This is a genomic window from Streptomyces coerulescens (assembly GCF_042657965.1).
In the GTDB taxonomy this organism is placed as follows: Bacteria; Actinomycetota; Actinomycetes; order Streptomycetales; family Streptomycetaceae; genus Streptomyces; species Streptomyces coerulescens.
Genome location: NZ_JBHSKM010000002.1, coordinates 87,670 through 113,367, shown reverse-complemented (window position 1 = coordinate 113,367; position 25,698 = coordinate 87,670). Strand labels below are relative to the sequence as shown.

Here is a 25,698-nt window from a genome sequence, read left to right as displayed (position 1 = left end):
TATAGCAGCGGTGCCGGTCACGCCCGCCAGTATTGCCCCTCGTCCATCCTGACGTGCCGGTACTCCGAGCGCACATCCGGGTGGCGCGATGTCGCAGGCACATACGCACGAAACGCCCCCGCGCACTCAGCCGCCCCGCGTGTCCGTCAACGTGCGCCCCTTCCGCGCCACTTGGCGTGAACAGGCGGCTGATTTGCCGTCTTGTCATGGCCTGTTCGCGGCGCTTACTTTTGCCCCTCCTGACGCATGTCCTTGGGGGGCTCCTTCATGGCCGTACGCGGCCGGCACCGCCGGTACCAGCCGAACAGGATCAACCGCGCCTCACTCACCGTCACCGCGGGCGGCGCCGGGATGGCGCTCCCGTTCATCGGCACCGGTGCCGCGCAGGCGGCCGACGTGAGCACCTGGAACAAGGTCGCCGCGTGCGAGTCCACCAGCCGGTGGGACGTCAACACCGGCAACGGCTACTACGGCGGCCTGCAGTTCGCCCAGTCGACCTGGGAGGCCTACGGCGGCACGCGGTACGCGGCGCGCGCGGATCTGGCCACCAAGGACCAGCAGATAGCCGTCGCGGAGAAGGTGCTGGACGGGCAGGGGCCCGGCGCCTGGCCGCTCTGCTCGGTGCGGGCCGGACTGACCCGGGGCGGAGACACCCCCGACATCCAGCCCTCCGGCACCGCGAAGAAGACCCGGAAGGAGACCCGGCACAGCCCGAAGAGGACCCAGAAGCAGCGCCCGAAGACCTCCGTCCAGGACGTCCAGCCCCAGACCACGCCCCAGTCACGGGCCGGCAAGGCCGAGATGTACACCGTCGTCCGCGGCGACACCCTCTCCGAGATCGCCGAGTCTCAGGAGGTCAAGGGCGGTTGGCGGGGCCTGTACGCCGCGAACCGCAAGGCCATCGGGGCCGACCCCGACCTGATCCTGCCCGGGCAGCGGCTCGCCGTGCGCGGCAAGGCCGCCACCGTCACGGAGCCGGCGCCCACCACCAGGACCACCCCGAAGAAGACCTCCACCGAGCCGGAGGAGCAGGCCGCCACGAGCACCCGCTCGATGGTCGCCCCGGTGAGCGCGGCCACCGGCACGCCGTACCGCAAGGCCGGTGCCCTGTGGTCGAAGGGCTATCACACCGGCGTCGACTTCGCCGTGCCGACCGGCACCTCCGTGAAGTCCGTCGGGTCCGGGCAGGTCGTGAGCGCCGGATGGGAGGGCTCCTTCGGCTACCAGGTGGTGATCCGGCACGCCGACGGCCGCTACACCCAGTACGCCCATCTCTCGGCGATCTCCGTGCGGGACGGGCAGTCGGTGGGTGCGGGCCAGCGCATCGGCCGGTCCGGCTCCACGGGCAACAGCACGGGCCCGCATCTGCACTTCGAGGTGCGGACGGGGCCCGGTTTCGGCGCCGACATCGACCCGGTGGCCTACCTCCGGGCGGGCGGCGTCAGGATTTGACGCGCATCCGGTGCCGGTCGAGCACCGGATGCGGGATGTACGGGCCGCCATAGAACGGGCCGTAGAGGTTCGGGGAGTCGTGGCTGTCGGGATGCGGCGGTTCCGGCTCCTCGTACGGCTCCTGCGCGACCTGCGCCGGGATGAGGATGCCCTCGATGCCGTCCGGGACGACGATCTCCTCGTGGAGCTCGCCGCGCGGCGCGGCCACGGCCCGCTCCGCAGGCGTGTCGAGCAGCTCGGCCGCGGGGACCGGTACCGACTCGGCCTCCGCCTCGCTGCGGGCGATGCGCTCCGTCGTGAGCAGGATCAGGCCGCCCGCGGCCACCACACCGCAGCCCAGCGCGAGCAGGGTGCCGGTGGTGCCGTACCGGAAGGTCTCGCCGAACATCGTGATGCCGACCGCTGCCGCCACCACCGGGTTCACGACCGTCAGCGTGGCCAGCGGGGCCGCCAGCCCCGCGCCCCGGTAGGCCGCCTGCGACAACAGCAGTCCGGCCGTGGCGAAGACACCGATCGTGGCCAGGGCGGGCACGTCGGCCGCCGAGACCCCGCCGTTCCAGTCCACGGCGACGATCTTCGTGAACACCGAGGACATACCGAAAGCTATGCCGGACGCGGTCGCGAGCAGCATGCTGCGCACCGCCGGGTGCCGGTGGGCCGCACGGCCGGCGACCATCAGCGTCACCACGATGCCGCCGGTCACCAGGGCCACGGCCACCCGCTCCGCGGTGCCCAGCGACTGCGACTCCGAGGCACCGACCAGGGACAGCAGCCCGGCGAGCCCGACGGTCGCCATGATGGCGCCGCGCCAGGCCGTCGACCCGGCCTTGCGGCCCACGAAGAGGGCCGCCATCGGCAGCGCGAACACGATCGTCAGGGCACCGAGCGGCTGCACCAGACTCAGCGGACCGAACGCCAGCGCGACCACGTGCAGCAGCCCACCGAGGCCGTTCAGCGCGACCGCCGCCCACCAGCCCGGCCGGCGCATCGGCGCGAACTGCTGCCCCGGCGAGGACACCGCGACACGCTCCTGCACGATCGCCCCGCCCGCGTACGCGACGGCGGAGACGAGCGACAGCAGCACGGACAACGCGAGGGCGCTCATGAGCTGCTCCTCTGCGTGAAGCGGGGGCGCGAACCCCGGCGCGGCGAACGGTCGGCTCTCATAATGAACACGATGCCTCGCGAAGCTCTTCCCGTCGTCGTACCAGAGCACGCACTGTGTCGTACTGCCGATGGAGTACTACGGCGCCGGACTCATCCCCAAGGGGGGTGACCCGGGGTGGAGACCCCCAGGTGAAGACCCCGACACCCCCTGGTACTACTGCTCTTCGTGGATCTCGCCCCCGATCTCGCAACGCTCCGGCCGCTCGGCGGCTTCTTCGTCCTGCGCGCGGTCGCCGAACCTCTTCGGCCACCCGCGACGCTGGCGCAGGCCTACGCGCGGCCGGCCTTCCCCGAAGACCAGGATCCTCTGACTTTCCGGGTCCGGAAAGTCGGGAACGCCCTGCGCGCCCCCGAGCCGCGCATCGCCGCCTCAGCGGCTCAGCAGGGCCTCGCCGCCCGGCTGTGGTCGGTCACGCTCGGCTGCGCTGCCCTGTACGGAGCCGTCCCCGACCTCGACCCGCGACTGCTGCGCTGGGACCCCGACGCCGGCGCTCCCGACGACCTCTGGCTCACCGAGGTACGCCCACGCCCCGCCGACGCCGCGACCGTCGCCGGCATCGTCCTGCACGGCCATCTCGAGCCGCTGGGCGCCGCGCTGCGCTCCCGGTACCGCGTCGCCGACGGACTGCTGTGGGGCAACGCGGGATCCGCGCTCGCGGGCGCCGCCCGGCAACTGGACCAGTGGGCACGCACCCACGGCCGTACGGACGTCGCCGCATGCTCCCGCGCCCTGACCGCCGAACTCCTCGCCCACCCCCTCCTCGCCGGTACCGGCACGCTCACCGCGGCCGGGTTCCGGCGCCGCAGCTGCTGCCTCTACTACCGGGTGCCGGGCGGCGGCGTCTGCGGTGACTGTTGCTTCACACGAGCCCCGCGCTCTTCCCCACGCGCCCCATCTGGGTGACCATGAAAGGGCAACCAGCCGCTGAGAACAGGGGGTTCCGGGTGCGAGTGGGACTGCTGACCCGGGAGTACCCGCCGGACGTGTACGGCGGCGCGGGTGTCCATGTCGAGTTCCTCGCCCGGGAGTTGCGGGATCTCGTCGACCTGGAGGTGCACTGCTGGGGCGAGGGCCGTGCGGTCGGGGTGCTGCGCCACCGCCCCTGGTCCGCCCTCGACACCAGCAACGACGCGCTGCGCACCTTCTCGGTGGACCTCGCCATGGCCGCCGGCCTCGAAGGCCGCGAACTGGTCCACTCCCACACCTGGTACGCCAACCTCGGCGGCCACCTCGCCAAGCTGCTGCACGGCATCCCGCATGTGATGACCGCCCACTCGCTGGAGCCGCTGCGCCCCTGGAAGGCCGAGCAACTCGGCGGCGGATACGCCCTGTCCAGCTGGGCCGAGCGCACCGCGATCGAGGCCGCCGACGCGGTGATCGCGGTGTCCGGGGCCATGCGTGAGGACATCCTCGGCTGCTATCCGGCGCTCGATCCGGAGCGGGTCCACGTCGTGCACAACGGCATCGACACCACCCTGTACCGGCCCGACCACCGCACGGACGTCCTCACTCGCTTCGGCCTCGACGCCGGGCGCCCGTACGTGCTGTTCGTCGGTCGCATCACCCGCCAGAAGGGCGTGCCCCACCTGCTGCGCGCCATACGGCACATCGACCCGGCCGCGCAGGTCGTGCTCTGCGCCGGCGCGCCGGACACCCCCGAGATCGACCGGGAGTTCCGCGACCTCTACCAGGAGCTGAGCCGGGTCCGCGAGGGCGTGCACTGGATACCGCAGATGCTGCCCCGCCCGGAGGTGATCCAACTCCTCACGCACGCCGCCGTGTTCGTCTGCCCTTCGGTGTACGAGCCGCTCGGCATCGTCAACCTGGAGGCGATGGCCTGCGGGACCCCCGTGGTGGCCTCGCAGGTCGGCGGCATCCCTGAGGTCGTCGACGACGGCAAGACCGGTCTGCTGGTCCCGCTGGACGACGACTTCGAGGCGGGTCTCGCGCACGCGCTGGACTCCGTCATCGGCGACCCGGAGGCGGCCCGCCGGATGGGGGAGGCCGGACGGGAGCGGGCGGTCGGGGAGTTCGGCTGGGACGCGGTGGCGCGGCGGACGGCCGGGCTCTACCGGGAGATCCTCAAACAGGCTTAGCGCGCGCTGCGCAGGGGCAGGCTGGCATCAACCACGGTGAGGGGAGCGGCCATGCGTCGTGGCGGACCTTCGGTGCTCGGAATCGTCCTCGCGGGCGGAGAAGGCAAACGCCTGATGCCCCTGACCGCGGACCGCGCGAAACCCGCGGTCACCTTCGGAGGAACGTATCGCCTGGTCGACTTCGTCCTCTCCAACCTCGTCAACGCCGACATCCTGCGCATCTGTGTCCTCACCCAGTACAAGTCGCACTCCCTGGACCGCCACATCACCACGACCTGGCGGATGTCCAGCCTGCTCGGCAACTACGTCACCCCGGTCCCCGCCCAGCAGCGCCTCGGCCCGCGCTGGTACCTCGGCAGCGCGGACGCCATCCTCCAGTCCCTGAACCTGATCCACGACGAACGGCCCGAGTACGTCGCGGTGTTCGGCGCCGACCACGTGTACCGCATGGACCCGCGCCAGATGCTCGCCCAGCACATCGAGGGCGGCGCCGGCGTCACGGTGGCCGGAATACGTGTGCCGCGTGTCGAGTCGTCGTCGTTCGGCGTGATCAGCCCCGGCTCGGACGGACAGACGGTGGACCGCTTCCTGGAGAAGCCCGCCGACCCGCCCGGTCTCCCGCACGACCCGGAGTGCGTCTACGCCTCGATGGGCAACTACATCTTCACCACCAAGGCCCTCGTCGAGGCGCTCCAGCGCGACGCCGAGGACGAGAACTCCGTGCACGACATGGGCGGTTCGATCCTGCCCCAGCTCACCGACCGGGGCGAGGCCCAGCTGTACGACTTCAGCGCCAACCACGTGCCCGGCGAGACCAACCGGGACCGCGGCTACTGGCGGGACGTGGGCACCCTGGACGCGTACTACGACGCCCATATGGACCTGATCGCCGAGCGCCCCGCCTTCAACCTGTTCAACCGCAGCTGGCCCATCTACACCCACTCGGGCCAGCTCTCCCCGGCGCGCTTCAACGCGGGCGGCATGGCCAGCGAGTCCATCATCAGCGCCGGGTGCCTGATCCGTGGGCAGGTCACACGGTCCGTGCTGTCGCCGGGGGTGGTGGTCGACCCGGGGGCGGTGGTGCAGGGGGCGGTGCTGCACGACAACGTGCGCATCGGGCGGGGCGCGGTGGTGCGGGGCGCCGTGCTCGACAAGAACGTCGAGGTCCCGCCGGGCGCGACGATCGGGGTGAACCCGGAGCGGGACGCGGAGCTGTACACCGTTTCCAAGGGCGGTGTGATCGCCCTGGGAAAGGGTCAGCAGGTGCCCTAGCGCTCCGGGTGTGCTCGCCGCTGCCGCGGGCTCAGCGGGTGAAGACCTCGCCCCGGGTGGCGCCGGTGGCGCAGAGCTTCTTCTCGTCCGCCGTCATCTTGCGGGACTTCACCACGACCGCGCTGTGCTTGCCGTCCGTGCCGTTCGGGGCCGGGCCGGTGATCACGTCCGGTACGAACCAGTAGTAGTGGCCCCACTTGGGGTCGTCGTAGTGCGTCTGCCATGTGCCGGATATCTGCTGCATCAGCTGGGAGCGGGAGATCCAGCCGACCTCTCCCGGCTGGACGCTCACGGTGAAGGAACTCGTCTCCGTGTGCGAGCTCTGCCAGGTGTAGTTGTACGTCGCGGTGACACTGGCGGTGATGATCCCTTCGATGCCCCCGCCGACGGTGACCGAGCCTCCCACGGAGTGGGAGGAGCCCACGGTGTCGGCCCACGACATCGACTGGGAGGCGGGCGAGGTCGTGCAGTTGTAGAGCAGTTCCGAGACCTGACGGGGCTCACCGAGGTAGGCCTGGCCGATCTCCGGGGAGTTGAAGCTGCACTTGCCCTCTCCGGAGGCGCAGTCGGCCACGATCTGCTCGGCCGTGGGCTGCTCCTCGGCCTGCGCGGGCCCGGCCGTCGCGATCATCCCGAACGCCGTCGCCATCAGCGTCAGGGTGCGGCCGCCGTACCGCAAGGCGCGGTTCCTCGTCATGGTTGTTGCCTCTCACCGTACGTGGGGGGACGGTGCCGGGGCCCGTGTTCCCAGTGGGCCTGCGGTCACCGTGTGATGCCCATGAGGCTCACGTAGTCGACGGCCGAGCTACACCAAGAATTTGCAAAGTTTTAGTTGATTTTGCAATTGATGCTCCCTCAATTGTGTTAGATGCGCGGCCATTTGAGCGACGGTCCTTCGTGCGTTCCTGTCATGTCCATCTAGAACAAGTGATCGACGAGGGTCTCTGTGTGCAGTGGGTGCCGGTCCGTGACGTTCTCCCGGGTGACGCACTCGGGATGCTCGGTGCCGCTACCCGTGGTGAAGTGACCTCATATGCACCATGAGTCCCGCCCCTGTCATGAGAGGCGGGACTTAATCTGCTGTTAACTGAGCGTAGCTTGATCGTACTTGACTGTAATCGCCCGCGGGCGATTGACTTCTGGTCCACCCGTCGCCGACGCGAGGCAAGCCATTGACTTCTGACCTGCTCGCACCTCTCGACCTGGCGTTCTGGAACATCGAGTCCGCCGCACACCCCATGCACCTGGCTGCGCTCGGGGTCTTCGCGGCACACTCGCCCACCGCCGGGGCGCACGCGGCCGACCTGCTCGCCGCCCGGGCCGCCGCCGTGCCCGGGCTACGGATGCGCATCCGGGACGCCTGGCAGCCGCGCGGTCTGCTCCAGCCGTTCTCCTTCGGGGGCGCCGCCCGCGAGCCCGCGCCGGACTTCGACCCGCTCGACCACGTCCGGCTGCACGCCCCGACCGCCGACTTCCAGGCGGTGGCGGGCCGGCTCATGGAGCGCCCGCTGGAGCGCGGCCGGCCGCCGTGGGAGGCCCATGTGCTGCCCGGCGAGGACGGCGTGTCCTTCGCGGTCCTGTTCAAGTTCCACCACGCCCTCGCCGACGGACTGCGGGCGCTGACGCTGGCCGCCGCCGTCCTGGACCCGATGGACCTGCCCGCGCGCAAGGCGCGCCCGGAGGAGCCCGCGCGTCGGCGGCTGCCCGATGTGCGCAGGCTGCCGGGCCTGGTGCGCGGCGCCCTGTCGGACGTCGGCCGCGCCCTGGACATCGGCGCCTCCGTCGCCGTGTCGACGCTGGCCGTGCGCTCGTCGTCCGCGCTGACCGCCGAGCCGAGCGGCACCCGCCGTACCGCGGGGGTCGTCGTCGACATCGACGACGTGCACCTGATCCGCAAGGCCGTCGGCGGCACCGTCAACGACGTCACCATCGCGGTCGTCGCCGGGGCCCTGCGCCGCTGGCTCGACGAGCGCGGCGACGGCAGCGAAGGCGTCGCACCGCGCGCCCTGATCCCCGTCTCCAAACGCCGCCCGCGCACCGCGCACCCACAGGGCAACCGGCTCTCCGGCTACTTGATACGGCTCCCGGTCGACGACCCCGAACCCCTGCGCCGCCTGGCCGCGGTGCGCACCGCCATGGACCGCAACAAGGACGCCGGCCCCAACCGGGGCGCGGGCGCCGTCGCCCTGCTCGCCGACCACGTGCCGGCTATCGGCCACCGGCTCGGCGGACCCCTGGTCGGCGGGGCCGCCCGGCTGTGGTTCGACATCCTCGTCACCAGCGTGCCGCTGCCCGGCATCGCCCTGAAGCTCGGCGGCCACCCCGTCACCGAGGTCTACCCCTTCGCCCCGCTGGCCCGCGGCCAGTCCCTGGCGATCGCGATCTCCACGTACCGGGGACGCGTCCACTACGGGCTCGTCGCCGACGCCGAGGCCGTCCCCGACCTCGATGTGCTCGCGCGCGCCCTGTCCGAGGAGGTGGCCGCGCTGATCACCGCCTGCGCCCCCTGAGCCCCTGTTCCCCGGGCTGATTCGCCGGATTTTGGAGGAGAGGCCCGGTGCTCCGTAGAATTCCGCGTTCGAAAGCGAGCGCGACCGGAGCGCCGCGGGTGATCAGGGAACGGCAGCGGCGATGACGGTGACAGAGGACGGCGCGACGGCGACCACGGCGGACGCCGTGCACGAGCCCGGTGACGAGATCGTGTACGGCCCCGGCATCGACCCCGAGCGGCTCGCCCTGTGCCTGAGCGTGCTGGAGGAGCTCGACAAGCTGGAGGTCGACCACCCCGACGCCATCGCCGTGCGCCGGGCCACCGCCGGCATCTACCGCACCGTCAAGCAGCGCCGCCGCCAGGAGCGCCGCGCCGCCAAGACCGCGCACGACAAGCAGGTCACGGAGGCCACGGCGACCGGCTCCGCCCAGCGCATCGACGACGAGACCGAGGGCCTGCTGCCCTCCTCGAACACCGAGGAGGGCAGGATCGCGGGGATACTCCAGCGCCCGCGCTCCTGCTACACCTGCAAGTCCCGGTACGTCGAGGTCGACTACTTCTACCACCAGCTCTGCCAGGACTGCGCCCGCCTCAACCGGAGCAAGCGCGACGCCCGCGCCGACCTCACCGGCAAGCGCGCCCTGCTCACCGGCGGTCGCGCCAAGATCGGCATGTACATCGCGCTCCGGCTGCTGCGCGACGGTGCCCACACCACGATCACCACGCGCTTCCCCAAGGACGCCATCCGCCGCTTCAAGGCCATGGACGACTCCGGCGACTGGATCCACCGCCTGGAGGTCGTCGGTATCGACCTGCGCGACCCCGCCCAGGCCGTGGCCCTCGCCGAGCAGCTCACCGAGGCCGGCCCGCTCGACATCCTGGTGAACAACGCGACCCAGACCGTACGACGGCTGCCCTCCGCCTACGCCGCCCTGGTCGAGGGCGAGAGCGCCCCGCTGCCCGCCGGTGTGCTGCCCGCCCACCACGTCATCGGCGCGTTCAACTCCGGCGCGGTCGACGGCCTTGCCGCGCTGCCGCTGGGCACCAGCGGACTCGACGCCCAGAAGGTCGCCGACCTCGCGCTCGTCGCGGGCAACGCCAGCGTCGCCCGGCACCTCGACGGCACCGCCATCGACGCGGGCGGCCTCGTCCCCGACGTCGTCGAGTCCAACACATGGGTGCAGACCATCGACCAGATCTCCCCGGTGGAGCTCCTGGAGACCCAGCTCTGCAACTACACCTCGCCGTTCATCCTGATCAGCGCGCTGCGCCCGGCGATGGCCGACGCAGCGAAGAAGGCGGCGAGCGGGCGCGCCTACGTCGTGAACGTCTCCGCGATGGAGGGCGTCTTCGGCCGCGGCTACAAGGGGGCGGGGCATCCGAACACCAACGCAGCGAAGGCCGCGATGAACATGGTCACGCGGACCAGTGCGCAGGAGATGTTCGAGACCGATGGCATCCTCATGACCTCCGTCGACACCGGTTGGATCACGGACGAGCGACCGCACTACGACAAGCTGCGGCTGGCCGAGGCCGGCTTCCACGCCCCGCTCGACCTGGTGGACGGGGCGGCCCGGGTGTACGACCCGATCGTGCGGGGCGAGGCGGGGGAGGATGTGTACGGGGTTTTCTTGAAGGATTACGCGCCCGGTAAGTGGTAGCCGAGGTCGGTGCGGCGTCTGTCGGCCGGTGGTGGCTGGTCGCGCAGTTCCCCGCGCCCCTGGGTCGGCTCGTGTGCCCGGAGCCGTTCATGGACCGTATATGCGGTGGTTGTCCCGGCGGAGCGCACCCGCGTCCCGCCATCCACCAGCAGATCCGCCCCGGTGATCCACTCCGCCGCGTCCGACGCCAGCCACACCACCGCTCGGGCCACGTCCTCCGGCTCGCCGATCCGGCCGAGGGGCAACCCGGCGGCGACCTCCTCCTCGCCCGGCTCCCAGACGAACCGTGCCATCTCGGTGCGGACCAGGCCGGGTGAGACGGAGTTGACCCGGACCCGGGGGCCCAGTTCGCCCGCGAGCTGCCCGGTCAGGTGGAGCAGGGCCGCCTTGCTGGTGCCGTAGGCGCCGATGCGGGGGCCGACGTGGGTGGCGCCCTCCGTGCAGACGTTGACCACGGCGCCGCCGTGTTCGCCCATCCAGGCGTGCCAGGCGCACTGCACGAGCCGCAGCGGTGCCTCGACGTTCACCGTGAACGCCTCGCGCCAGGCGAGTGGATCGACGTCCATGAGGGACCCGTACGGCAGGTTGGTCGCCGCGTTGTTCACGACCACGTCGATCCGGCCGAACTCGCGCAGGGCGAGGTCCACCACCGCCCGGAGGTGATCCGGGTCGGCCACGCTCCCGGCCACCCCGACGCCGCCCAGCTCGGCGGCCGTTCGCCGGACCACCTCCGCGTCCCGCGCGGTCACGCAGACCAGCGCCCCGGCCGCGGCCAGTTCCCGGGCGACGGCATGGCCGATGCCGCGCGTGGCGCCGGTGACGATGGCGGCCCTGCCCTGGAGACGGTACGGCGGCGTCATCGCCGTACCGTCTCATGACGGGCCGTCAGTTGGCAGCCCCGAGCGGCGAGTTCCTGGACGCCACCAGCTCCAGTACCGCCCGCCAGTCCTCCAGCACCCCGGCGTCGAACTCCGCGCTGCGGCCCTCCTCGTCGGCCTGGTGCAGGCGCAGCAGGTCGTCGTCCGCCTGGTCGCGGGCCCGGCAGTGCTCGCGGACCAGGCGGGAGACCCGTTCGCCGAGGAGGGGCCGCACCGCGTCCGCCGCGCAGTCGGAGTGGCGGGTGACATCGCCCGGGCGCAGCAGCGGGCCGATGGCATGAACGAGCCCCGCGACCTGGAGTTCCTTGTCGGCGGGGCGGACGCGGCGCAACAGGGCGGCCGTCTGGAGTGCGTGTTGATGGAGATCGACTCGGGTGTTCCCGAGGCCCGGGGCATCCCGGCTGCCCCGGCAGGCGTACAGCAGATCCATCAGCTCTTCGACACTGCGCAGCTCCATGCGCCAGTCCTCCCGCCGGACAAGCCGTTGCCGTCCGTCAGCAGATCATGGCCGCCTTGCGAATCGGCCAACGGGACTTGAACTGCGCGACGTCCATCGCTCCCGGGCCGGACGGCGACGCGCCGCTGAGCCGAACGGGTGACTTGTAAACGGCGCATTACGTAAGAAAACAACAGATAGCGGGCAGGTGAAAACCGGTCGACTCCGGATAGTTACAGGTTGTTTGCAGCCCCATCGAGCGGGCACCCGCTCATTTGGTTAATCTGTAGCGGACGGACAGCACTACAGGGTCCCAACCCACACCCATGGTCCGTCCCGGGACAAGCCGGTGCACAACGGCCTGCTCTCACACCAGTTATCCGGCGCCACCGCGTCCGAGCCGACGTTGAGTAAGACCCGAGCGGGCGTCAGGTGCCGGACCGCAGACTGGACCGGCCCGCCCCGAGGGTGATCCGACACAGAAGGAGTGCGCGGTGACACCTGAGAAGACGAATCGCGAGCAGCGCCCCAAGGAACGCACGGAGCGCGCGGGCCGCCGGTCCAAGGAGATCGGCAGTCTCGATGTGTGGGCCAGGTCCGCCCCCATCCGTCTGGCGGGGTACGAGGACGACCTCGCCGAGCCCCACATCCTGCCCAGCGTCGACTGACCTGGCGGAACCCTTCGCGATCGCCGACCGCATGGGCGTGCTGCGAGACTCACGCCCATGCTGATCAGAGAAGCCGCGGCCGACGACTGGCCGCGGATTTGGCCTTTCTGGCACCGTATCGTCGCCGCCGGCGAGACCTACGCATGGGATCCGGACACCTCCGAGGAGGCCGCCCGCGCCCTGTGGATGAACCCGGCCAAGGACGTCTACGTCGTCGAGGACGACACCGGCGCCCTCGTCGCCTCCGCCTACGTCACCCCCAACTACGGCGGCCCCGCCGCCGGTATCGCCAACGCCGGCTTCATGGTCGACCCCGAGCACGCCGGCCGCGGCGTGGGCCGCGCCCTCGCCGAGCACGTCCTGACCGTGGCCAGGGCCGGCGGCTATCGGGGCATGGTCTTCAACGCCGTCGTCGAGACCAACCCGGCCGTGGCCCTGTGGACCTCCCTCGGCTTCACGATCCTCGGCACCGTGCCGGACGCCTACGACCATCCCCGGCACGGCCGGGTGGGGCTGCACATCATGCACAGGGCACTTTAGCGGCCTGCCTTCACATCCTCCTCACTTGCCTAAAAGCTTTAGGCATATGCATACTCGCTTTCGGCAAGCGGGAGGATGGTTATGGCACGCGTAGGACTGACCACGGAACGTCTGGTCCGGGCCGGGGCGGAGCTCGCCGACGAGATCGGATTCGAACAGGTGACCGCGTCGGAACTCGCCCGGCGCTTCGACGTCAAGGTCGCGAGTCTGTACTCGCACGTGAAGAACTCCCAGGACCTCAAGACGCGGATCGCCCTGTTCGCACTGGAGGAACTCGCGGACCGGGCCGCCGACGCCGTGGCGGGCCGGGCGGGCAAGGACGCCCTGGTCGCCTTCGCGAACGTCTACCGCGACTACGGGCTCGAACACCCTGGCCGCGCCGCCGCCGCGCGCATGACCCTCGACCCCGAGACGGCCGCGGCGAGCGCGGGCGTCCGGCACGCCCAGATGACCCGCGCCATCCTGCGCGGCTACGACCTGACCGAGCCGGACGCGACCCACGCCGTACGGCTGCTGGGCAGCGTCTTCCACGGGTACGCCAGCCTCGAGCTGGCGGGCGGCTTCAGCCACAGCGCGCCGGACTCCGAGGAGACCTGGCACCGGATCCTCGACGCCCTGGACGCCCTGCTGCGCAACTGGCCCACCGAGCCCACCTCTTGATCGACAGGCTGAAGGACATGGACACCGAGCACGACTGGATCACCACGACCGGCATCGCCGATCTGCTGCGCGGCGCCCTCGACGTCGAGCGGACCGAGCACGGCGTGCTGCCGCACCGGCTGCCCGCCCGGGCGCGCGCCCAGAACACCGACGGCCAGCTGGCCATGGCCGAGTCGCAGCCCTCCGGCGTACGGCTGGCCTTCCGCACCCGCGCCACCGCCGTCGAACTGGACACCCTGCCCACCAAGCGCGCCTACGTCGGCGCCCCGCCCCGCCCGGACGGCGTGTACGACCTGATCGTCGACGGCCGTCCCGCCGGGCAGGGCAGCGTCTCCGACGGCCACGTCCTGATCATCGACATGATGGCCGGGACCACCGAGCGGCGCCCCGGCCGGCCCGGCACCGTCCGGTTCGCCGGGCTGCCCGCCCGCGACAAGGACGTCGAGATCTGGCTGCCGCACAACGAGACCACGGAACTGATCGCCCTGCGCACCGACGCGCCCGTCGAGCCGGCGCGCGACACGGGCCGCAAGGTGTGGCTGCACCACGGCAGTTCGATCAGCCACGGCTCCGACGCCGCGAGCCCCACCGGCATCTGGCCCGCGCTGGCCGCCTCGCTCGGAGGCGTGGAGCTGATCAATCTGGGTCTGGCCGGAAGCGCCCTGCTCGATCCGTTCACCGCCCGCGCCCTGCGCGACACCCCCGCCGACTTCATCAGCGTCAAGATCGGCATCAACCTGGTCAACGCCGACCTGATGCGGCTGCGTGCCTTCGGCCCCGCGGTGCACGGGTTCCTCGACACCGTCCGGGACGGCCACCCGACGACCCCGCTGCTCGTCGTGTCGCCCATCCTGTGCCCCATCCACGAGGACACGCCCGGCCCCTGCGCCCCGGACTTCAGCGGCATGAGTAACGGTCGGCTGCGGTTCGTCGCGATGGGCGACCCGGCGGAACGCGCGAGCGGGAAGCTGACGCTGGGCGTCATCCGGGACGAGCTGGCCCGCATCGTCGAGCGGCGGGTGGCCGACGACCCGAACCTGCACTACCTCGACGGCCGCGAACTGTACGGCGAGACCGACTCCGCCGAACTGCCGCTGCCCGACGACCTGCACCCCGACGCCGCGACCCACCGCCGCATGGGCGAACGCTTCGCACGGCTCGCGTTCACCGCCGAAGGACCGTTCGCGGGGCCGGTCCAGGGCGGGGCCGACTAGAGCCGGCTGTTCCGAAGGCGGCGCCCGGCACGCGACGCCGCACCAGTCACTCGCCCAGCGGCGCCGTCCGCCGCCACGGCCGCAGCTCCTCGATGCGCTCCGCCAGGGCCAGCAGGTCCGCCTCAGAACCGGGCCGCCCGACCAGCTGTACGGCGGTGGGGGCACCGGACGGCAGCGTGCCCAGCGGGATCGCCATCGCGGGCCAGCCGGTGAGGTTCCACGGCGGGGTCAGCGGTGAGTAGTTCGTGTTGGCCATGACGTTGCGCAGCCAGCCCCGCTCGTGCCAGGGCTCCGACCGCGGCGAGCGGCGCGCGAGAGCCGGGGTGAGCAGCACGTCGTACTCGTCGAAGAACGGCTCCAGCCTCCGGCGCAACTGCTCCCGGCTCTCCCCGGCCCGCGCCCGGTCGACGAACCGCTTCCCCACCGCGGCGTGCACCCGCGTCCGCCGGGTGAGCCGCCGCGCGTCGAGGCCCCGCGCGTCCACGGACGTACCCGCGGTCCAGTGGGTCAGCGAGGTCACGCCCAGCGACATCGGGTACGGCGGGTCGGCCCGCCGTACCTGGTGACCGGCCTTGATGAGCAGCCCCGCGGCCTCGCGGGCGGCGCTCGCGTACGGCTTGCTGATGGCGACCCCCGCGATCGGGCTGCGCAGCGACACCGCTATCCGGTACGTGCCGGGCGTGTCCCGGCGTACGACCTCGGTGTCGGCGAGGACCGACAGCATCAGACGGGCGTCCTCGACCGTGGTGGCCAGCGGGCCGTTCTCGGACATGCCGAACCAGTCGCCGTCGCTGACGCCGGCCGGGACCACACCGGTGCCGGGCTTGATGGTGACCAGGCCGCAGTTGGCCGCGGGTATGCGCAGCGAGCCCATGCCGTCGTTGCCCAGGGCGATCGGCACCATGCCCGCGGCGACGGCCGCCGCGCTGCCGCCGGACGAACCGCCCGCCGTGCGCGAGGTGTCCCACGGATTGCGGGCCGTGCCGTGCACGCCCTCGGTGGTGCCGAAGACACACAGCTCCGGCACGTTCGTCAGCCCCACGACGACCGCGCCGGCGGCCCGCAGCCGGGCCACGGTGACATGGTCGGCCTCGGCCGGCGTGTCCGGCGTGGCGGCGGAGCCGATGCGCTTGGACTCGCCGCGCACCGCGAGGTTGTCCTTGACGGCCACCGGCACGCCGGCCAGTGGCAGTTCGGCGAGGTCGCCGCGCGAGGCCACCTCGTCCGCCTCGGTGAGCGCCGCCTCGGCCCGCACCACCCGGAACGCGCCGACTCCGCCGTCGAGGCGCTCGATCCGGGCCAGATGCTCGGCCACCACCTCCCGGGGAGTGGCCCGCTTCTCGCGTACGGCGGCGGCGATCTCTGCGGCGGTCCGGCCGACCCAGCTGGTCACGGGCGCTCCTCGGGGCTTACTCGCGAGTATGTAGAAGGAACTCTGCCGCTCGACGGGCCCGGCGTCGAGAGGCCGCCGGCCTTGGATATTCGCGTGGCTCTTGTTGGACTTTTCGCGCAGCCTGTCCTTCGCCCCGCCCCGTTGACCTGCGCGTCATCCGACGAATGCATCAACTCGGCTGCTTTCAGCTCCCATTGACAGCCCCTGAGGCCCGCTCAATGATCAGACATCCGATGAATGGGGGTGTCTTATGAGGAGACGCTGGAGAGCAGCCGGAGTCCTCGCGACGCTGACGCTTCTGCTCACGGCGCCGCTGCCGGTGATCGCCGGGGAGGAGCCGGCGACGCGGGTGCAGACTCCGGTCACGGTGCCCGCCATGGCCGACTGGACCCCGGCGGCAGGCAGCTACCGCTACGAGCGCGGCGCCCGGCTGGTGGCCGACGGGGCGAGCGAGCGACGGGTCGCCGGCACGCTCGCCGACGATCTGCGCGCCGCCGGACACGGCACGGTTCCCGTGGTGCCCGGCGGCGCGCGGACCGGCGACATCGTCATCGACATCCGCCCCGACCGGACCTCCCTGGGTGCCGAGGGCTACGAACTCGGCGCCGGCAAGCGGCTGTCGGTCACCGCGGCGACCGAGACCGGTGCCTTCTACGGCACCCGCACCCTCCTCCAGCTCCTCGCCCAGAGCGACCGCGTCCCCGCCGGCCGCACCATCGACATCCCGCGCTACAAGGAGCGGGGCGTCGGAGTCTGCGCCTGCTACATCCATGTCTCGATGCCGTGGCTGGAGAACCTGGTCCGCGAGATGGCGTACCACAAGCTCAACCAGCTGCTCCTCGAACTGAAGGTGAAGAGCGACACCCACCCCGAGGCCAACACCTGGGGCTACTACACCAAGGACGAGATCCGCGCCCTGGTCGCGCTGGGCAAGCGGTACCACGTCGAGATCATCCCGGAGATCAACTCCCCGGGCCACATGGACCCATGGATCGAGAACCGCCCCGACCTGCAACTGACCGACTCGGACGGCACCAAGCAGCCGTCCCGGCTCGACATCACCAGGCCCGAGGCCTTCGCGTACTACACCAGCCTGATCGACGAATACGCAGAGGCCTTCACCTCGGCGTCCTGGCACATGGGAGCCGACGAGTACATGCTCGGCTCCGACTTCGCCAAGTACCCGCAGATCCTGAAGTACGCCCAGGACGAGTACGGCCCCGACGCCACACCCCAGGACGCCTTCATCGACTTCGTCAACCGGGTCCACGCCTACGCGGCCGGCAAGGGCAAGCGGCTGCGCATCTGGAACGACGGGCTCACCGGCGCCAACACCGTCCCGGTGACCGCCGGCACGACCGTCGAGCACTGGCTGAACGTGGCGACCAAGCCGAGTCGACTCCGCGCCCAGGGCTATCCGTTGATGAACGCGGCCTACGCCCTCTACCTCGTCCGCGGCGGCTTCCACAGCGACACCAAGGGGCTGTACGACCAGAGCTGGGACCCGCGCAGCTTCGAGGGCGAGAAACTGGCCTCCGCCGAGGGCGTCACCGGCGCGAAGATCAGCCTCTGGCCCGACAACGGCCGGGGCGAGACCGAGAACGAGGTCGCCGTCGCCCTGTGGCCCGCGCTGCGGCACATCGCCCAGGCCACCTGGGGTGATCCGCACCCCGACACCACCTACGCCGGGTTCACCGCGCGCGGCGCGGCCGTCGGGCACGCGCCCGGGTGGCGGGATCCGACCCGGGTGCCGGTGGCGGACGGTTCGTACACGTTCCGGGCGGGCTCAAGGACCTTCGTCGCCGAGGTCGGGCGCACGGCCGACGGCTATGTGACCGTGCGGACGGCCGACGGCTGCCTGGAGATCCGCGGCGGGAAGCTCACGCTCAACGTGCTGCTCCAGCCCGGTGCGGAGGCGGCCCCACAGGCGTGCGACCCGGGCAACACCCTCCAGCGCTGGCAGTTGGCGCCCGCCGCCGGTGGCTACCGGCTCGTCAATGCCATCACCCGCATGCCGGTGGGCGTCACGGACGACGGGCGGCTCGTCCAGTACCCGCCGGACCAGCGCACATCCGCCGTCTGGCACTTGAGCCCCTGAGCTTGAGCCCACGAGCACCTGACCCGAGGAGCCTTCCCATGGCCGTTTCCCGACGCGTCTTCCTCGCGACGGCCGCCGTCCTCGCCGCGACCGGAGTGAGCGGACCCGCCCTGGCGGCGTCCGCCGACGCGGCGGAGGACCGCTACCGCATCCCCGTCACCCCCGACGACACCGAAGCCGACCTGGTCCGCAAGGCCTCCCAGGTCCGCCCCACCGCACGGCAGGTCACCTGGCAGCGCCTGGAGCGCACCGCCTTCCTGCACTTCGGTGTGAACACCTTCACCGGCCTGGAATGGGGCACCGGCGACGAGGACCCCGACGTCTTCCAGCCGGCCGGCCTCGACACCGACCAGTGGGCCCGCGCCCTGCGCGACGGCGGCTTCAAGCTCGCCATCCTCACCGTCAAGCACCACGACGGCTTCGTGCTCCACCAGACCCGCTACACCGCCCACTCGGTGGCGTCGAGCAGCTGGCAGGGCGGCCGGGGCGACGTCCTGCGCTCCTTCGCCGACTCCATGCGCCGGCACGGCATCAAGGTCGGCGTCTACATCTCGCCCGCCGACGAGAACCAGTACCTCCACGGCGTCTACGCCAACGGCAGCGCGCGCACCGACCGCACCATCCCCACCCTCGTCGAGGGCGACGACCGCACACCGCCCCGCTCCTACACCCTCCCGGCCACCGACTACGGCGCCCATATGCTCAACCAGCTCTACGAGGTCCTCACCGAGTACGGCCCGGTCGACGAGGTGTGGTTCGACGGGGCGCAGGGCCGTATCCCGCCTGACAAGGTGGAGAAGTACGACTGGGACAGCTGGTACACCCTCGTCCGCTCCCTCGCGCCCGACGCCGTGATCGCCGTGTCCGGACCCGATGTGCGCTGGGTCGGCAACGAGGGCGGGCTGGCCCGGGAGGACGAGTGGAGCGTCGTACCGGTCCAGGAGAAGGACCACGGCCGGACGGACTACGCCCTGGCGTACGACGCCCCGGACATGGGCAGCCGGGCGGCCCTGGTGAAGGCACGGCCGATGGCCGACCACCTGCAATGGTGGCCCGCCGAATGCGACGTCTCCATCCGGGACGGCTGGTTCTTCCACGCCGATCAACAGCCCAAGAGCGTCGAGCAGTTGACGGACATCTACTTCCGGTCCGTGGGCCGCAACTCGGTGCTGCTGCTGAACATCCCGCCGGACACGGACGGCCTGCTGCCGGCGGCCGATGTGGCGCGGCTGCGGGAGTTCCGCGAGCGGGTGGACCGCGAACTGCCCGAGGACATGGCCCGTGACGGGCGTACGACCGTCTCACCGGGCCGGGTCACCGTCGACCTCGGCCGGCAGCGGGAGGTGGACCGTATCCGGCTGGCGGAGGACATCCGGCACGGGCAGCAGGTGGAGAGCTTCGTCGTGGAGGCACAGCGCGACGGTGCGTGGACGGAGGTGACCCGGGCCGGGGCGATCGGTGCGAGCAGGATTCTGCTGCTGGCGGCTCCGGTGCGGGCGCGTCGGTGGCGGGTGCGGGTGACCGGTTCGCGGGCGGTGGCGCGGGTGGTGGAGTTCGGGCTGTACCGGTCACAGGTCTGAAATTCGGTTGACCGGGGCGGGGCCGGGCGGGCTGGATGGGGCACATGGCCGACATTCAGGGCTCGTACGACAACCTCTTCCTCGCCGTTCCGAACGCGCTGGCCGCCATGCTGGACGCCGGTGACGCGGGCGGCTCCGTCGCCGTCTTCGTCGACGGCGAGCCGGTCGTGGACGTCTGGGGCGGGTACGCGGACGCCGCCCGCACCGTCCCCTGGGAGCGCGACACCCTCGTCAACGTCTGGTCCGTGACCAAGACGATGACGGCACTGTGCGCCCTCGTGCTGATCGACCGCGGCGCACTCGACCCGGACGCACCGGTCGCCCGGTACTGGCCGGAGTTCGCGGCGGCGGGCAAGGAGAAGGTGCTCGTACGGCACCTGCTCTCGCACACCGCGGGACTGCCCGACTGGGACGGGTCGGTCGAGGACCTCTACGACTGGCCCGGCGCCACCGCCCGGCTCGCGGCGCGGACACCCCGGTGGGAGCCGGGCACCGCGGCCGGATACCACTCGCTCACCCAGGGCTTCCTCGTCGGCGAGGTCGTGCGCCGGGTCACCGGCCGCAGCGTCGGTCAGTTCCTCGCCGAGGAGGTGACCGGGCCGCTGGGCGCCGACTTCCACATCGGCCTGCCGGCCGAGCACGACCACCGGGTCGCCCCGGCGATTCCCCCGACGGGGCAGGACGAGGACTACGCGTCGAGCGCGCCCGGCAACCCGGCGGGCTCCGAGGCGGGGAACGGCATGCGCGTCCGCGACGGCAACAGCCTGGCCTGGCGCCGCGCGCAGATCCCCGCGGCGAGCGGCTACGGCAACGCCCGCTCGGTCGCGCTGGTGCAGTCCGTCCTGGCCTGCGGGGGAGAGGTGAACGGGGTACGGCTGCTGTCCCGGGCCGGCTGCGAACGTGCCCGGGAGGAGCAGTTCGACGGCGACGACCGGGTGCTGGGGATGCCGACGCGGTGGGGGCTGGGGTACGGCCTGTTCGGCAGCGCGTGCGGCTGGGGCGGCTGGGGCGGGTCGCTGGTGATGATCGAGCCCGACCGGCGGCTGGTGGTGGCCTATGTGACCCACCAGATGCGCGAGCCCGCCGAGGACACCCGGGGGATGGAGATCGTGACGGCCGCCTACGAAGGGCTGCAAGGGCTGCCGTCATGACGTCCCTCGAACTCGACGACCTGGACCATCTTCGGGAGATCGAACGCCTCGCGGCCCGGGTCCGCGAGGCGGCGTTCGGCGAGGGCTGGCTCTCGTATCTGGAGGACCCCGAGGACGCGACCCCGCTCCAGCGCAGCGTGAACGCGCTGGCCCGAGTGCTGCGGCACTACCACTTCGAGGGCGACGGCTGCCTGGAGGAGGGCGACCGGCCCACCGTCCGCCTCGTCGGGGCCTGTGTACTGCGACCCGCGGTCATGCCGGCCGGGGTGGAGGAGACGTACGACGAGGTGTGCGCGCGGATCGGCGTGGAGCCCAGGCCCGAGGGCTGGGCGCTGTGGCACACCTGGAGCGACGGGGAGTTGAAGGTGACCATGGTGGTGACCGCCGTCGAGACCACCGAGGGGCTGCTGCGGAACTGGTCGCGCGGCAGAGCCGTCGATCCACTGACCCCGCTGCCGTCCCAGATCGCCGTCGTCCGCCACGGCTGGATCGGACCGATCACCTTCTCGCCCCGCGGCGTCAGCCGGACGGGCCTCGGAGGTCGGCCGCTGTCCTAGGCCGACGCCGGGGTCACACCCCCCGCGCCACCCCCGTACTGCCCCGCTCCACCAACCGGGGCACCGGCACCCGCACCGCCCGCGCCGACCCCCCGTCCAGCAGCGCGGTCAGCTCCCGCGCCGCCGTCCGCCCGAACTCCACACTGTCCCGGGACAGCGCCGACAGCCACGGCTTGACCATCCGGCACAGCGCCGAGTCCTCCCAGGAGACCACCGAGACGTCCGCCGGGACCGCGAAGCCGAGTTCGGTCGCGGCGGCGGCGCCGGCCACGGCCATCACGTCGTTGTCGTAGATCAGCGCGGTCGGGGGAGCGGTGCCCTCCAGGACCCGGCGGGTGACCGCGGCGCCCTCGACGTCGGAGTAGTCGGTGGTCACCGACCTCACCTCGGACAGGCCACGACGTCCGGCCTCGGCACGCAGGGTGCGGATACGGCGCTCGGTGTGGGCGAGCCCCGGCAGACCCGCGATGTGCACGATCCGCCGGTGGCCGAGCGCATACAGGCCGTCCACGACGGAGGCCATCGCGCCCGCGTCGTCCGCCCAGACGGTCGACAGACCGGGGTGCCGGTCGTCGGGCGCGCCGCCGATCACCACGGCGGGCAGGCCGAGTTCGTCGAGGAGGTCCGGGCGGGGGTCGTCGGTGCGCGGGTCGACGACCAGGACACCGTCCACGCGGTGCTCGGCCCACCAGCGCCGGTACACCGCGCACTCGTCGGCGATGTCCTCCACCACCTGGAACAGCAGACCGAGATGGCGCTCCGCCAGCACCTCCTGGATGCCTGAGACGAGCTGGAGGAAGAAGGAGTCCACACCGAGGGTGTCCGCGGGCCTGGCCAGCACGAAGCCGACCGTCGCCGCGCCCTCCCCGGACAGCGCCCGCGCCGCCGTACTGGGCCGCCAGCCCAGCTCCTCGGCGACCTGCCGCACCCGGTCCCGGGTGTCCTCCGACACGCCCGGCCGACCGTTCAGCGCGAACGAGACCGCGCTCTGGGAGACCCCGGCGTGCCGCGCTATGTCCTTCATCGTCGGACGACGGGCCGGTGACCGCTTGCCTGACATCGTGATCCCCCCATTCCGGCGGCACATTCCCCGAGCAGTATGCACTAATGCGGTTCAGCTGGAAGAGGGGCCGGATGATCCTAATGCGGTTCAGCTCGCTGATCCTAATGCGCATTAGTCACTAAAGAAATTAGCTGCGCGAGAGCCATTGACGGGCCCCTGGAACGGCGTGCAGGGTCTGCCACGTCGACCAACCCGCCCGCAAAGGAGGCCGGTTCACGGTGCCCCTATCCCGTAGAGCCCTCGCTGCCGCATTCGCCGTCTGTGTCGCGCTGCCGCTCAGCGCCTGCGGTTCGTCAGGCGGTGACAGCGCCGCCGCCGACGCCTCCGGCAAGGTCGAGGGCGACATCACCTTCCAGACCTGGAACCTGCGCGCCAATTTCAAGGACTACTTCGAGGGACTGATCGCCGACTTCGAGAAGAAGTACCCCGGCACGAACGTCAAGTGGATCGACCAGCCCGCCGAGGGCTACGCCGACAAGATCAGCGCCGACGCCGCCGGCGGCACCCTTCCCGACGTCGTCAACGTCTCACCCGACCTGGTCGCCCCGCTCGCCAAGGCGGGCCTCGCGCTCGACCTCGACAAGGCCGCCGGGAAGTACAAGAAGGAGTACCTGGACGGGGCCTGGGCCAGCCACCAGGTGCCCGGCATGCAGGGCACGTACGCCTTCCCCTGGTACCTCAACACCGGCCCGCTCTTCTACAACAAGACCCTCTTCAAGGAGGCCGGCCTCGACGCGGAGCGGCCGCCGAAGACGTACGACGAGGTCTTCGCCGCGGCCCTGAAGATGGCGAAGGAGACCGACGGCAAGGTCGCCACCCTCGCCAACGTCCCCACCGTCGAGGACTTCGGCCGCTACGGCGTGGAGCTGATGAACAAGGAGGGCACCGCCTTCACCTTCAACGACGCGAAGGGGGTCGAGCTCCTCACCAAGTACAAGGAGCTGTACGACGCCAAGGCCCTGGACCCGCAGGCGCTGACCGCCACCCCCGAGTCGTCCGGCAAGAAGTTCCTCACCGGTGCCGTCGCCATGAACCCCGGCAGTGCGCTCGACCTCGGCAACTTCAAGAAGCAGGCGCCGAACCTGTACAAGAACATCGGCATCACCGACCAGATCACCAGCACCGGGCACGTCAACATGTACGTCATGGGCGTGATGGTCAACGCGCAGACCAAGCGGACGCCCGCCGCGGTCGCCTTCGCGCACTACGTCACCGACGCCGAGCACCAGATGTCGTTCGCCAAGCAGGTCGCCATCTTCCCCAGCACCGCCGGCTCGCTCGACGACCCGTACTTCACCAAGGAGGACGGCACCGACGAGACACGGGTGCGGATCGCGGCCGCCAAGTCGCTGAAGACAGCGGTCAACTACACGCCGGTGCTGTTCAGCGAGCAGATGAAGACCGAGCTGCGCAACGAGGTCGCCAAGGCGCTGCAGGGCAAGGAGAGCCCCAAGGAAGCTCTCGACAACGCTGTCAAGGCGTGCAACACACTGCTCCAGCAGCAGGGGTAGTACGCGATGGCCCTCTCCACCGTCTCCCGGGTGCGGCGCCAGCTGCCCACCAGTCCCTGGCTGTTCGCCGCCCCGGGCCTGCTGATCACCGGCGCCTTCATCCTGTACCCGTTCCTCTCCACGCTGGTCAACGCCTTCACCGACCGCCGCACCCTGATCCCCGGCGAGTTCGTGGGCCTGGCCAACTTCCGCGAGCTGCTGAACGACGACATGTTCTGGATCGGTCTGCGCAACAGCACGCTGTACGTCCTCGGCGTCGTCCCCGCCCTCGTCGTGCTGCCCCTGCTGCTCGCGCTCCTGGTGCAGAAGAACATCCCCGGCATCACCTTCTTCCGGTCCGCCTTCTACACCCCGGTCGTCGCCTCGATCGTGGTGGTCGGGCTGATCTGGGTGTGGCTGCTCGACGAGCGCGGCCTGGTGAACTCCCTGCTGGAGACCATCGGCGTCGGCCGGGTCGGCTTCCTCAGCGACCAGTGGCTGCTCCTGCTGAGCGCCATGGCCGTGACGGTCTGGAAGGGCCTCGGCTACTACATGATCATTTATCTGGCCGCGCTCGCCAACGTGCCCCGTGAACTGCACGAGGCGGCGGCCGTCGACGGCGCGGGCGCGATCCGCCGCTTCCTCACGGTCACCGTGCCCGCCGTCCGCTCCACCATGGTCCTGGTCGGCGCGCTCTCCTCGGTCGCCGCCTTCAAGGTGTTCTCCGAGGTGTACCTGATGGCGGGCCCGAGCGGCGGCCCGGCGGGCGAGGACACCACCCTCGTGATGCTCGTCCAGCGCACCGGCACCGGCCTGACCGGCCGCGTCGGCTACGCCTCCGCCATCTCCGTCGTCGTCTTCGTCGTCACCGTCGCCCTGATGCTGCTCGTGCTGCGCGCCGACCGGAGGGACGAGTCATGAGCGTCATGGAGAAGGTACGGCCGAAGGCACCGGACCCACCGAGGGAGCCCCGCGTCACCGACGAGCACGGCCGTCGCGTGCGCGTCTGGGAACTCGCCCTGCGCTACCTGCTCCTGCTCGCCGTCCTCGCCCTCACCGTCGGCCCGTTCATCTGGCAGCTGTCGACCTCGCTCAAGGGGCCCACCGAGGACATCTTCAGCTCCCCGCCGAAGTTCCTGCCGGGCGACCCGACGCTGCACAACTACGAGCGGGTCTCCGAGACCATCCCGGTCTGGGACTACGCCCTGAACTCGCTGAAGGTCGCCACCGCCAACGTCGTCACCAACTGCGTCGGCGCGGCACTCGCGGGCTACGCCCTCGCCCGGCTGCGCTACCGGGGCCGCAAGGTCGCCACGCTCGTCTTCATCCTGGCGATGCTCGTGCCCGTGGAGGGCATCATCATCGCCCAGTTCACGACCATGCGGGAGCTGGGCCTCAACAACACCCTCATCGGTGTCGTCCTGCCCGGCTGCATCAGCGCCCTGAACGTCCTGCTGATGCGCAACGCCTTCCTCAACCTGCCGTACGAGATCGAGGAGGCGGCCTACGTCGACGGAGCCAACGTCTGGCAGCGTTTCCTGCGGATCGCGCTGCCGTCGGTGAAGGGGACGCTCGCCGTCGTCGCGATCTTCGCCTTCATGGGCGCCTGGGACGACTTCCTGTGGCCGCTGATCGTGCTGAGCGACCCGTCCAAGTTCACGCTGACCATCGGCCTCAACTATCTGCACGGCACCTTCGCCAACGACGAGCGACTGGTCGCCGCCGGCACGATCATCGCCGTCGCCCCGCTGATCGCCCTCTTCGCCTGCCTCCAGCGGTACTTCTTCCGCGGCGTGGGCGAGGGCGCGGTGAAGGGCTGAACCCCCCAAC

Annotated in this window: 23 protein-coding genes; 17 read left to right on the top strand and 6 right to left on the bottom strand. The window is 71.2% G+C overall.

Going from position 1 to position 25,698, the window contains the following annotated elements; translation table 11 throughout:
* The first annotated feature begins 267 nt into the window (after positions 1 to 267).
* A complete protein-coding gene (locus ACFPQ9_RS02020) occupies positions 268 to 1,452 on the top strand; it encodes a transglycosylase family protein (RefSeq protein ID WP_380845484.1) in 1,185 nt (394 codons plus the stop codon).
* Here ACFPQ9_RS02020 and ACFPQ9_RS02015 read toward each other — a convergent pair.
* The gene (locus ACFPQ9_RS02015; RefSeq protein WP_380845481.1) at positions 1,442 to 2,557 is read right to left on the bottom strand and encodes a DMT family transporter; all 1,116 of its coding nucleotides are present in this window, start codon (positions 2,555 to 2,557) and stop codon (positions 1,442 to 1,444) included. The two genes, ACFPQ9_RS02020 and ACFPQ9_RS02015, sit on opposite strands and share 11 nt — an antisense overlap.
* 228 nt (positions 2,558 to 2,785) lie before the next feature.
* Here ACFPQ9_RS02015 and ACFPQ9_RS02010 point away from each other — a divergent pair, with 228 nt between their 5' ends.
* From ACFPQ9_RS02010 to glgC, 3 genes are read left to right on the top strand one after another with little or no spacing between them, the layout of a single operon-like run.
* Positions 2,786 to 3,523: a (2Fe-2S)-binding protein gene (locus ACFPQ9_RS02010; RefSeq protein ID WP_380845478.1), complete on the top strand. Its 738-nt coding sequence runs from the start codon at positions 2,786 to 2,788 to the stop codon at positions 3,521 to 3,523.
* A gap of 41 nt (positions 3,524 to 3,564) precedes the next feature.
* Positions 3,565 to 4,716: a glycogen synthase gene (gene glgA, locus ACFPQ9_RS02005; protein ID WP_380845475.1), complete on the top strand. Its 1,152-nt coding sequence runs from the start codon at positions 3,565 to 3,567 to the stop codon at positions 4,714 to 4,716.
* A gap of 51 nt (positions 4,717 to 4,767) precedes the next feature.
* Positions 4,768 to 5,988, top strand: coding sequence for a glucose-1-phosphate adenylyltransferase (gene glgC / locus ACFPQ9_RS02000; RefSeq protein WP_380845472.1), 1,221 nt, complete (start codon positions 4,768 to 4,770; stop codon positions 5,986 to 5,988).
* Between the two features lie 31 nt (positions 5,989 to 6,019).
* Here the strand turns inward: glgC and ACFPQ9_RS01995 are convergent, their stop codons facing one another.
* The gene (locus ACFPQ9_RS01995) at positions 6,020 to 6,685 is read right to left on the bottom strand and encodes a hypothetical protein (RefSeq protein WP_380845469.1); all 666 of its coding nucleotides are present in this window, start codon (positions 6,683 to 6,685) and stop codon (positions 6,020 to 6,022) included.
* A 475-nt stretch (positions 6,686 to 7,160) separates the two neighbouring features.
* Here ACFPQ9_RS01995 and ACFPQ9_RS01990 point away from each other — a divergent pair, with 475 nt between their 5' ends.
* Both ACFPQ9_RS01990 and ACFPQ9_RS01985 read left to right on the top strand, forming a co-directional pair.
* Entirely contained in the window at positions 7,161 to 8,498 is a 1,338-nt protein-coding gene (locus tag ACFPQ9_RS01990; protein ID WP_380845466.1) for a wax ester/triacylglycerol synthase family O-acyltransferase, read from the top strand.
* Between the two features lie 121 nt (positions 8,499 to 8,619).
* Positions 8,620 to 10,140: an SDR family NAD(P)-dependent oxidoreductase gene (locus tag ACFPQ9_RS01985; protein WP_380845463.1), complete on the top strand. Its 1,521-nt coding sequence runs from the start codon at positions 8,620 to 8,622 to the stop codon at positions 10,138 to 10,140.
* Here the strand turns inward: ACFPQ9_RS01985 and ACFPQ9_RS01980 are convergent.
* Both ACFPQ9_RS01980 and ACFPQ9_RS01975 read right to left on the bottom strand, forming a co-directional pair.
* On the bottom strand, positions 10,119 to 11,000 hold the full coding sequence (locus ACFPQ9_RS01980; protein WP_380845460.1) for an SDR family oxidoreductase: 882 nt from the start codon (positions 10,998 to 11,000) through the stop codon (positions 10,119 to 10,121). The genes ACFPQ9_RS01985 and ACFPQ9_RS01980 overlap by 22 nt on opposite strands.
* A gap of 25 nt (positions 11,001 to 11,025) precedes the next feature.
* Complete coding sequence (locus ACFPQ9_RS01975) at positions 11,026 to 11,475, bottom strand: hypothetical protein (protein WP_380845457.1); 450 nt, start codon at positions 11,473 to 11,475, stop codon at positions 11,026 to 11,028.
* A 473-nt stretch (positions 11,476 to 11,948) separates the two neighbouring features.
* Here ACFPQ9_RS01975 and ACFPQ9_RS01970 point away from each other — a divergent pair, with 473 nt between their 5' ends.
* From ACFPQ9_RS01970 to ACFPQ9_RS01955, 4 genes are all read left to right on the top strand, one after another.
* Positions 11,949 to 12,122, top strand: a complete 174-nt coding sequence (locus ACFPQ9_RS01970; protein WP_107086874.1) for a hypothetical protein — start codon at positions 11,949 to 11,951, stop codon at positions 12,120 to 12,122.
* Positions 12,123 to 12,179: 57 nt separating this feature from the next.
* Positions 12,180 to 12,662 (top strand): GNAT family N-acetyltransferase, encoded by a 483-nt coding sequence (locus tag ACFPQ9_RS01965; RefSeq protein ID WP_380845453.1) that lies wholly within the window; start codon positions 12,180 to 12,182, stop codon positions 12,660 to 12,662.
* Between the two features lie 81 nt (positions 12,663 to 12,743).
* A complete protein-coding gene (locus ACFPQ9_RS01960) occupies positions 12,744 to 13,322 on the top strand; it encodes a TetR/AcrR family transcriptional regulator (protein ID WP_380845450.1) in 579 nt (192 codons plus the stop codon).
* A gap of 17 nt (positions 13,323 to 13,339) precedes the next feature.
* A complete protein-coding gene (locus tag ACFPQ9_RS01955) occupies positions 13,340 to 14,536 on the top strand; it encodes a GDSL-type esterase/lipase family protein (protein WP_380845447.1) in 1,197 nt (398 codons plus the stop codon).
* Positions 14,537 to 14,582: 46 nt separating this feature from the next.
* On the opposite strand, the gene ACFPQ9_RS01950 is transcribed toward ACFPQ9_RS01955, so the two are convergent.
* The gene (locus ACFPQ9_RS01950) at positions 14,583 to 15,929 is read right to left on the bottom strand and encodes an amidase (protein ID WP_380845444.1); all 1,347 of its coding nucleotides are present in this window, start codon (positions 15,927 to 15,929) and stop codon (positions 14,583 to 14,585) included.
* Between the two features lie 250 nt (positions 15,930 to 16,179).
* Here ACFPQ9_RS01950 and ACFPQ9_RS01945 point away from each other — a divergent pair, with 250 nt between their 5' ends.
* From ACFPQ9_RS01945 to ACFPQ9_RS01930, 4 genes are read left to right on the top strand one after another with little or no spacing between them, the layout of a single operon-like run.
* Complete coding sequence (locus tag ACFPQ9_RS01945) at positions 16,180 to 18,027, top strand: family 20 glycosylhydrolase (protein WP_380845441.1); 1,848 nt, start codon at positions 16,180 to 16,182, stop codon at positions 18,025 to 18,027.
* Between the two features lie 38 nt (positions 18,028 to 18,065).
* A complete protein-coding gene (locus tag ACFPQ9_RS01940; protein WP_380845438.1) occupies positions 18,066 to 19,607 on the top strand; it encodes an alpha-L-fucosidase in 1,542 nt (513 codons plus the stop codon).
* 44 nt (positions 19,608 to 19,651) lie between these two features.
* Positions 19,652 to 20,758: a serine hydrolase domain-containing protein gene (locus tag ACFPQ9_RS01935; protein WP_380845435.1), complete on the top strand. Its 1,107-nt coding sequence runs from the start codon at positions 19,652 to 19,654 to the stop codon at positions 20,756 to 20,758.
* Positions 20,755 to 21,315: a hypothetical protein gene (locus tag ACFPQ9_RS01930; RefSeq protein ID WP_380845432.1), complete on the top strand. Its 561-nt coding sequence runs from the start codon at positions 20,755 to 20,757 to the stop codon at positions 21,313 to 21,315. The genes ACFPQ9_RS01935 and ACFPQ9_RS01930 overlap by 4 nt, the downstream gene beginning before the upstream one ends.
* Positions 21,316 to 21,328: 13 nt before the next feature.
* On the opposite strand, the gene ACFPQ9_RS01925 is transcribed toward ACFPQ9_RS01930, so the two are convergent.
* Complete coding sequence (locus ACFPQ9_RS01925) at positions 21,329 to 22,375, bottom strand: LacI family DNA-binding transcriptional regulator (RefSeq protein ID WP_380845429.1); 1,047 nt, start codon at positions 22,373 to 22,375, stop codon at positions 21,329 to 21,331.
* Positions 22,376 to 22,596: 221 nt separating this feature from the next.
* On the opposite strand from ACFPQ9_RS01925, the gene ACFPQ9_RS01920 reads away from it, so the two are divergent.
* Genes ACFPQ9_RS01920 through ACFPQ9_RS01910 form a run of 3 tightly spaced genes read left to right on the top strand, consistent with a single transcriptional unit; the run spans position 22,597 to position 25,688 of the window.
* Positions 22,597 to 23,889, top strand: coding sequence for an ABC transporter substrate-binding protein (locus ACFPQ9_RS01920; protein WP_380845426.1), 1,293 nt, complete (start codon positions 22,597 to 22,599; stop codon positions 23,887 to 23,889).
* A gap of 6 nt (positions 23,890 to 23,895) precedes the next feature.
* Positions 23,896 to 24,789 carry a carbohydrate ABC transporter permease gene (locus tag ACFPQ9_RS01915; RefSeq protein WP_380845423.1) on the top strand — a complete coding sequence of 298 codons (894 nt, stop codon included), beginning with the start codon at positions 23,896 to 23,898 and terminating at the stop codon, positions 24,787 to 24,789.
* Entirely contained in the window at positions 24,786 to 25,688 is a 903-nt protein-coding gene (locus ACFPQ9_RS01910) for a carbohydrate ABC transporter permease (protein ID WP_380845420.1), read from the top strand. The genes ACFPQ9_RS01915 and ACFPQ9_RS01910 overlap by 4 nt, the downstream gene beginning before the upstream one ends.
* Positions 25,689 to 25,698 lie beyond the last annotated feature (10 nt).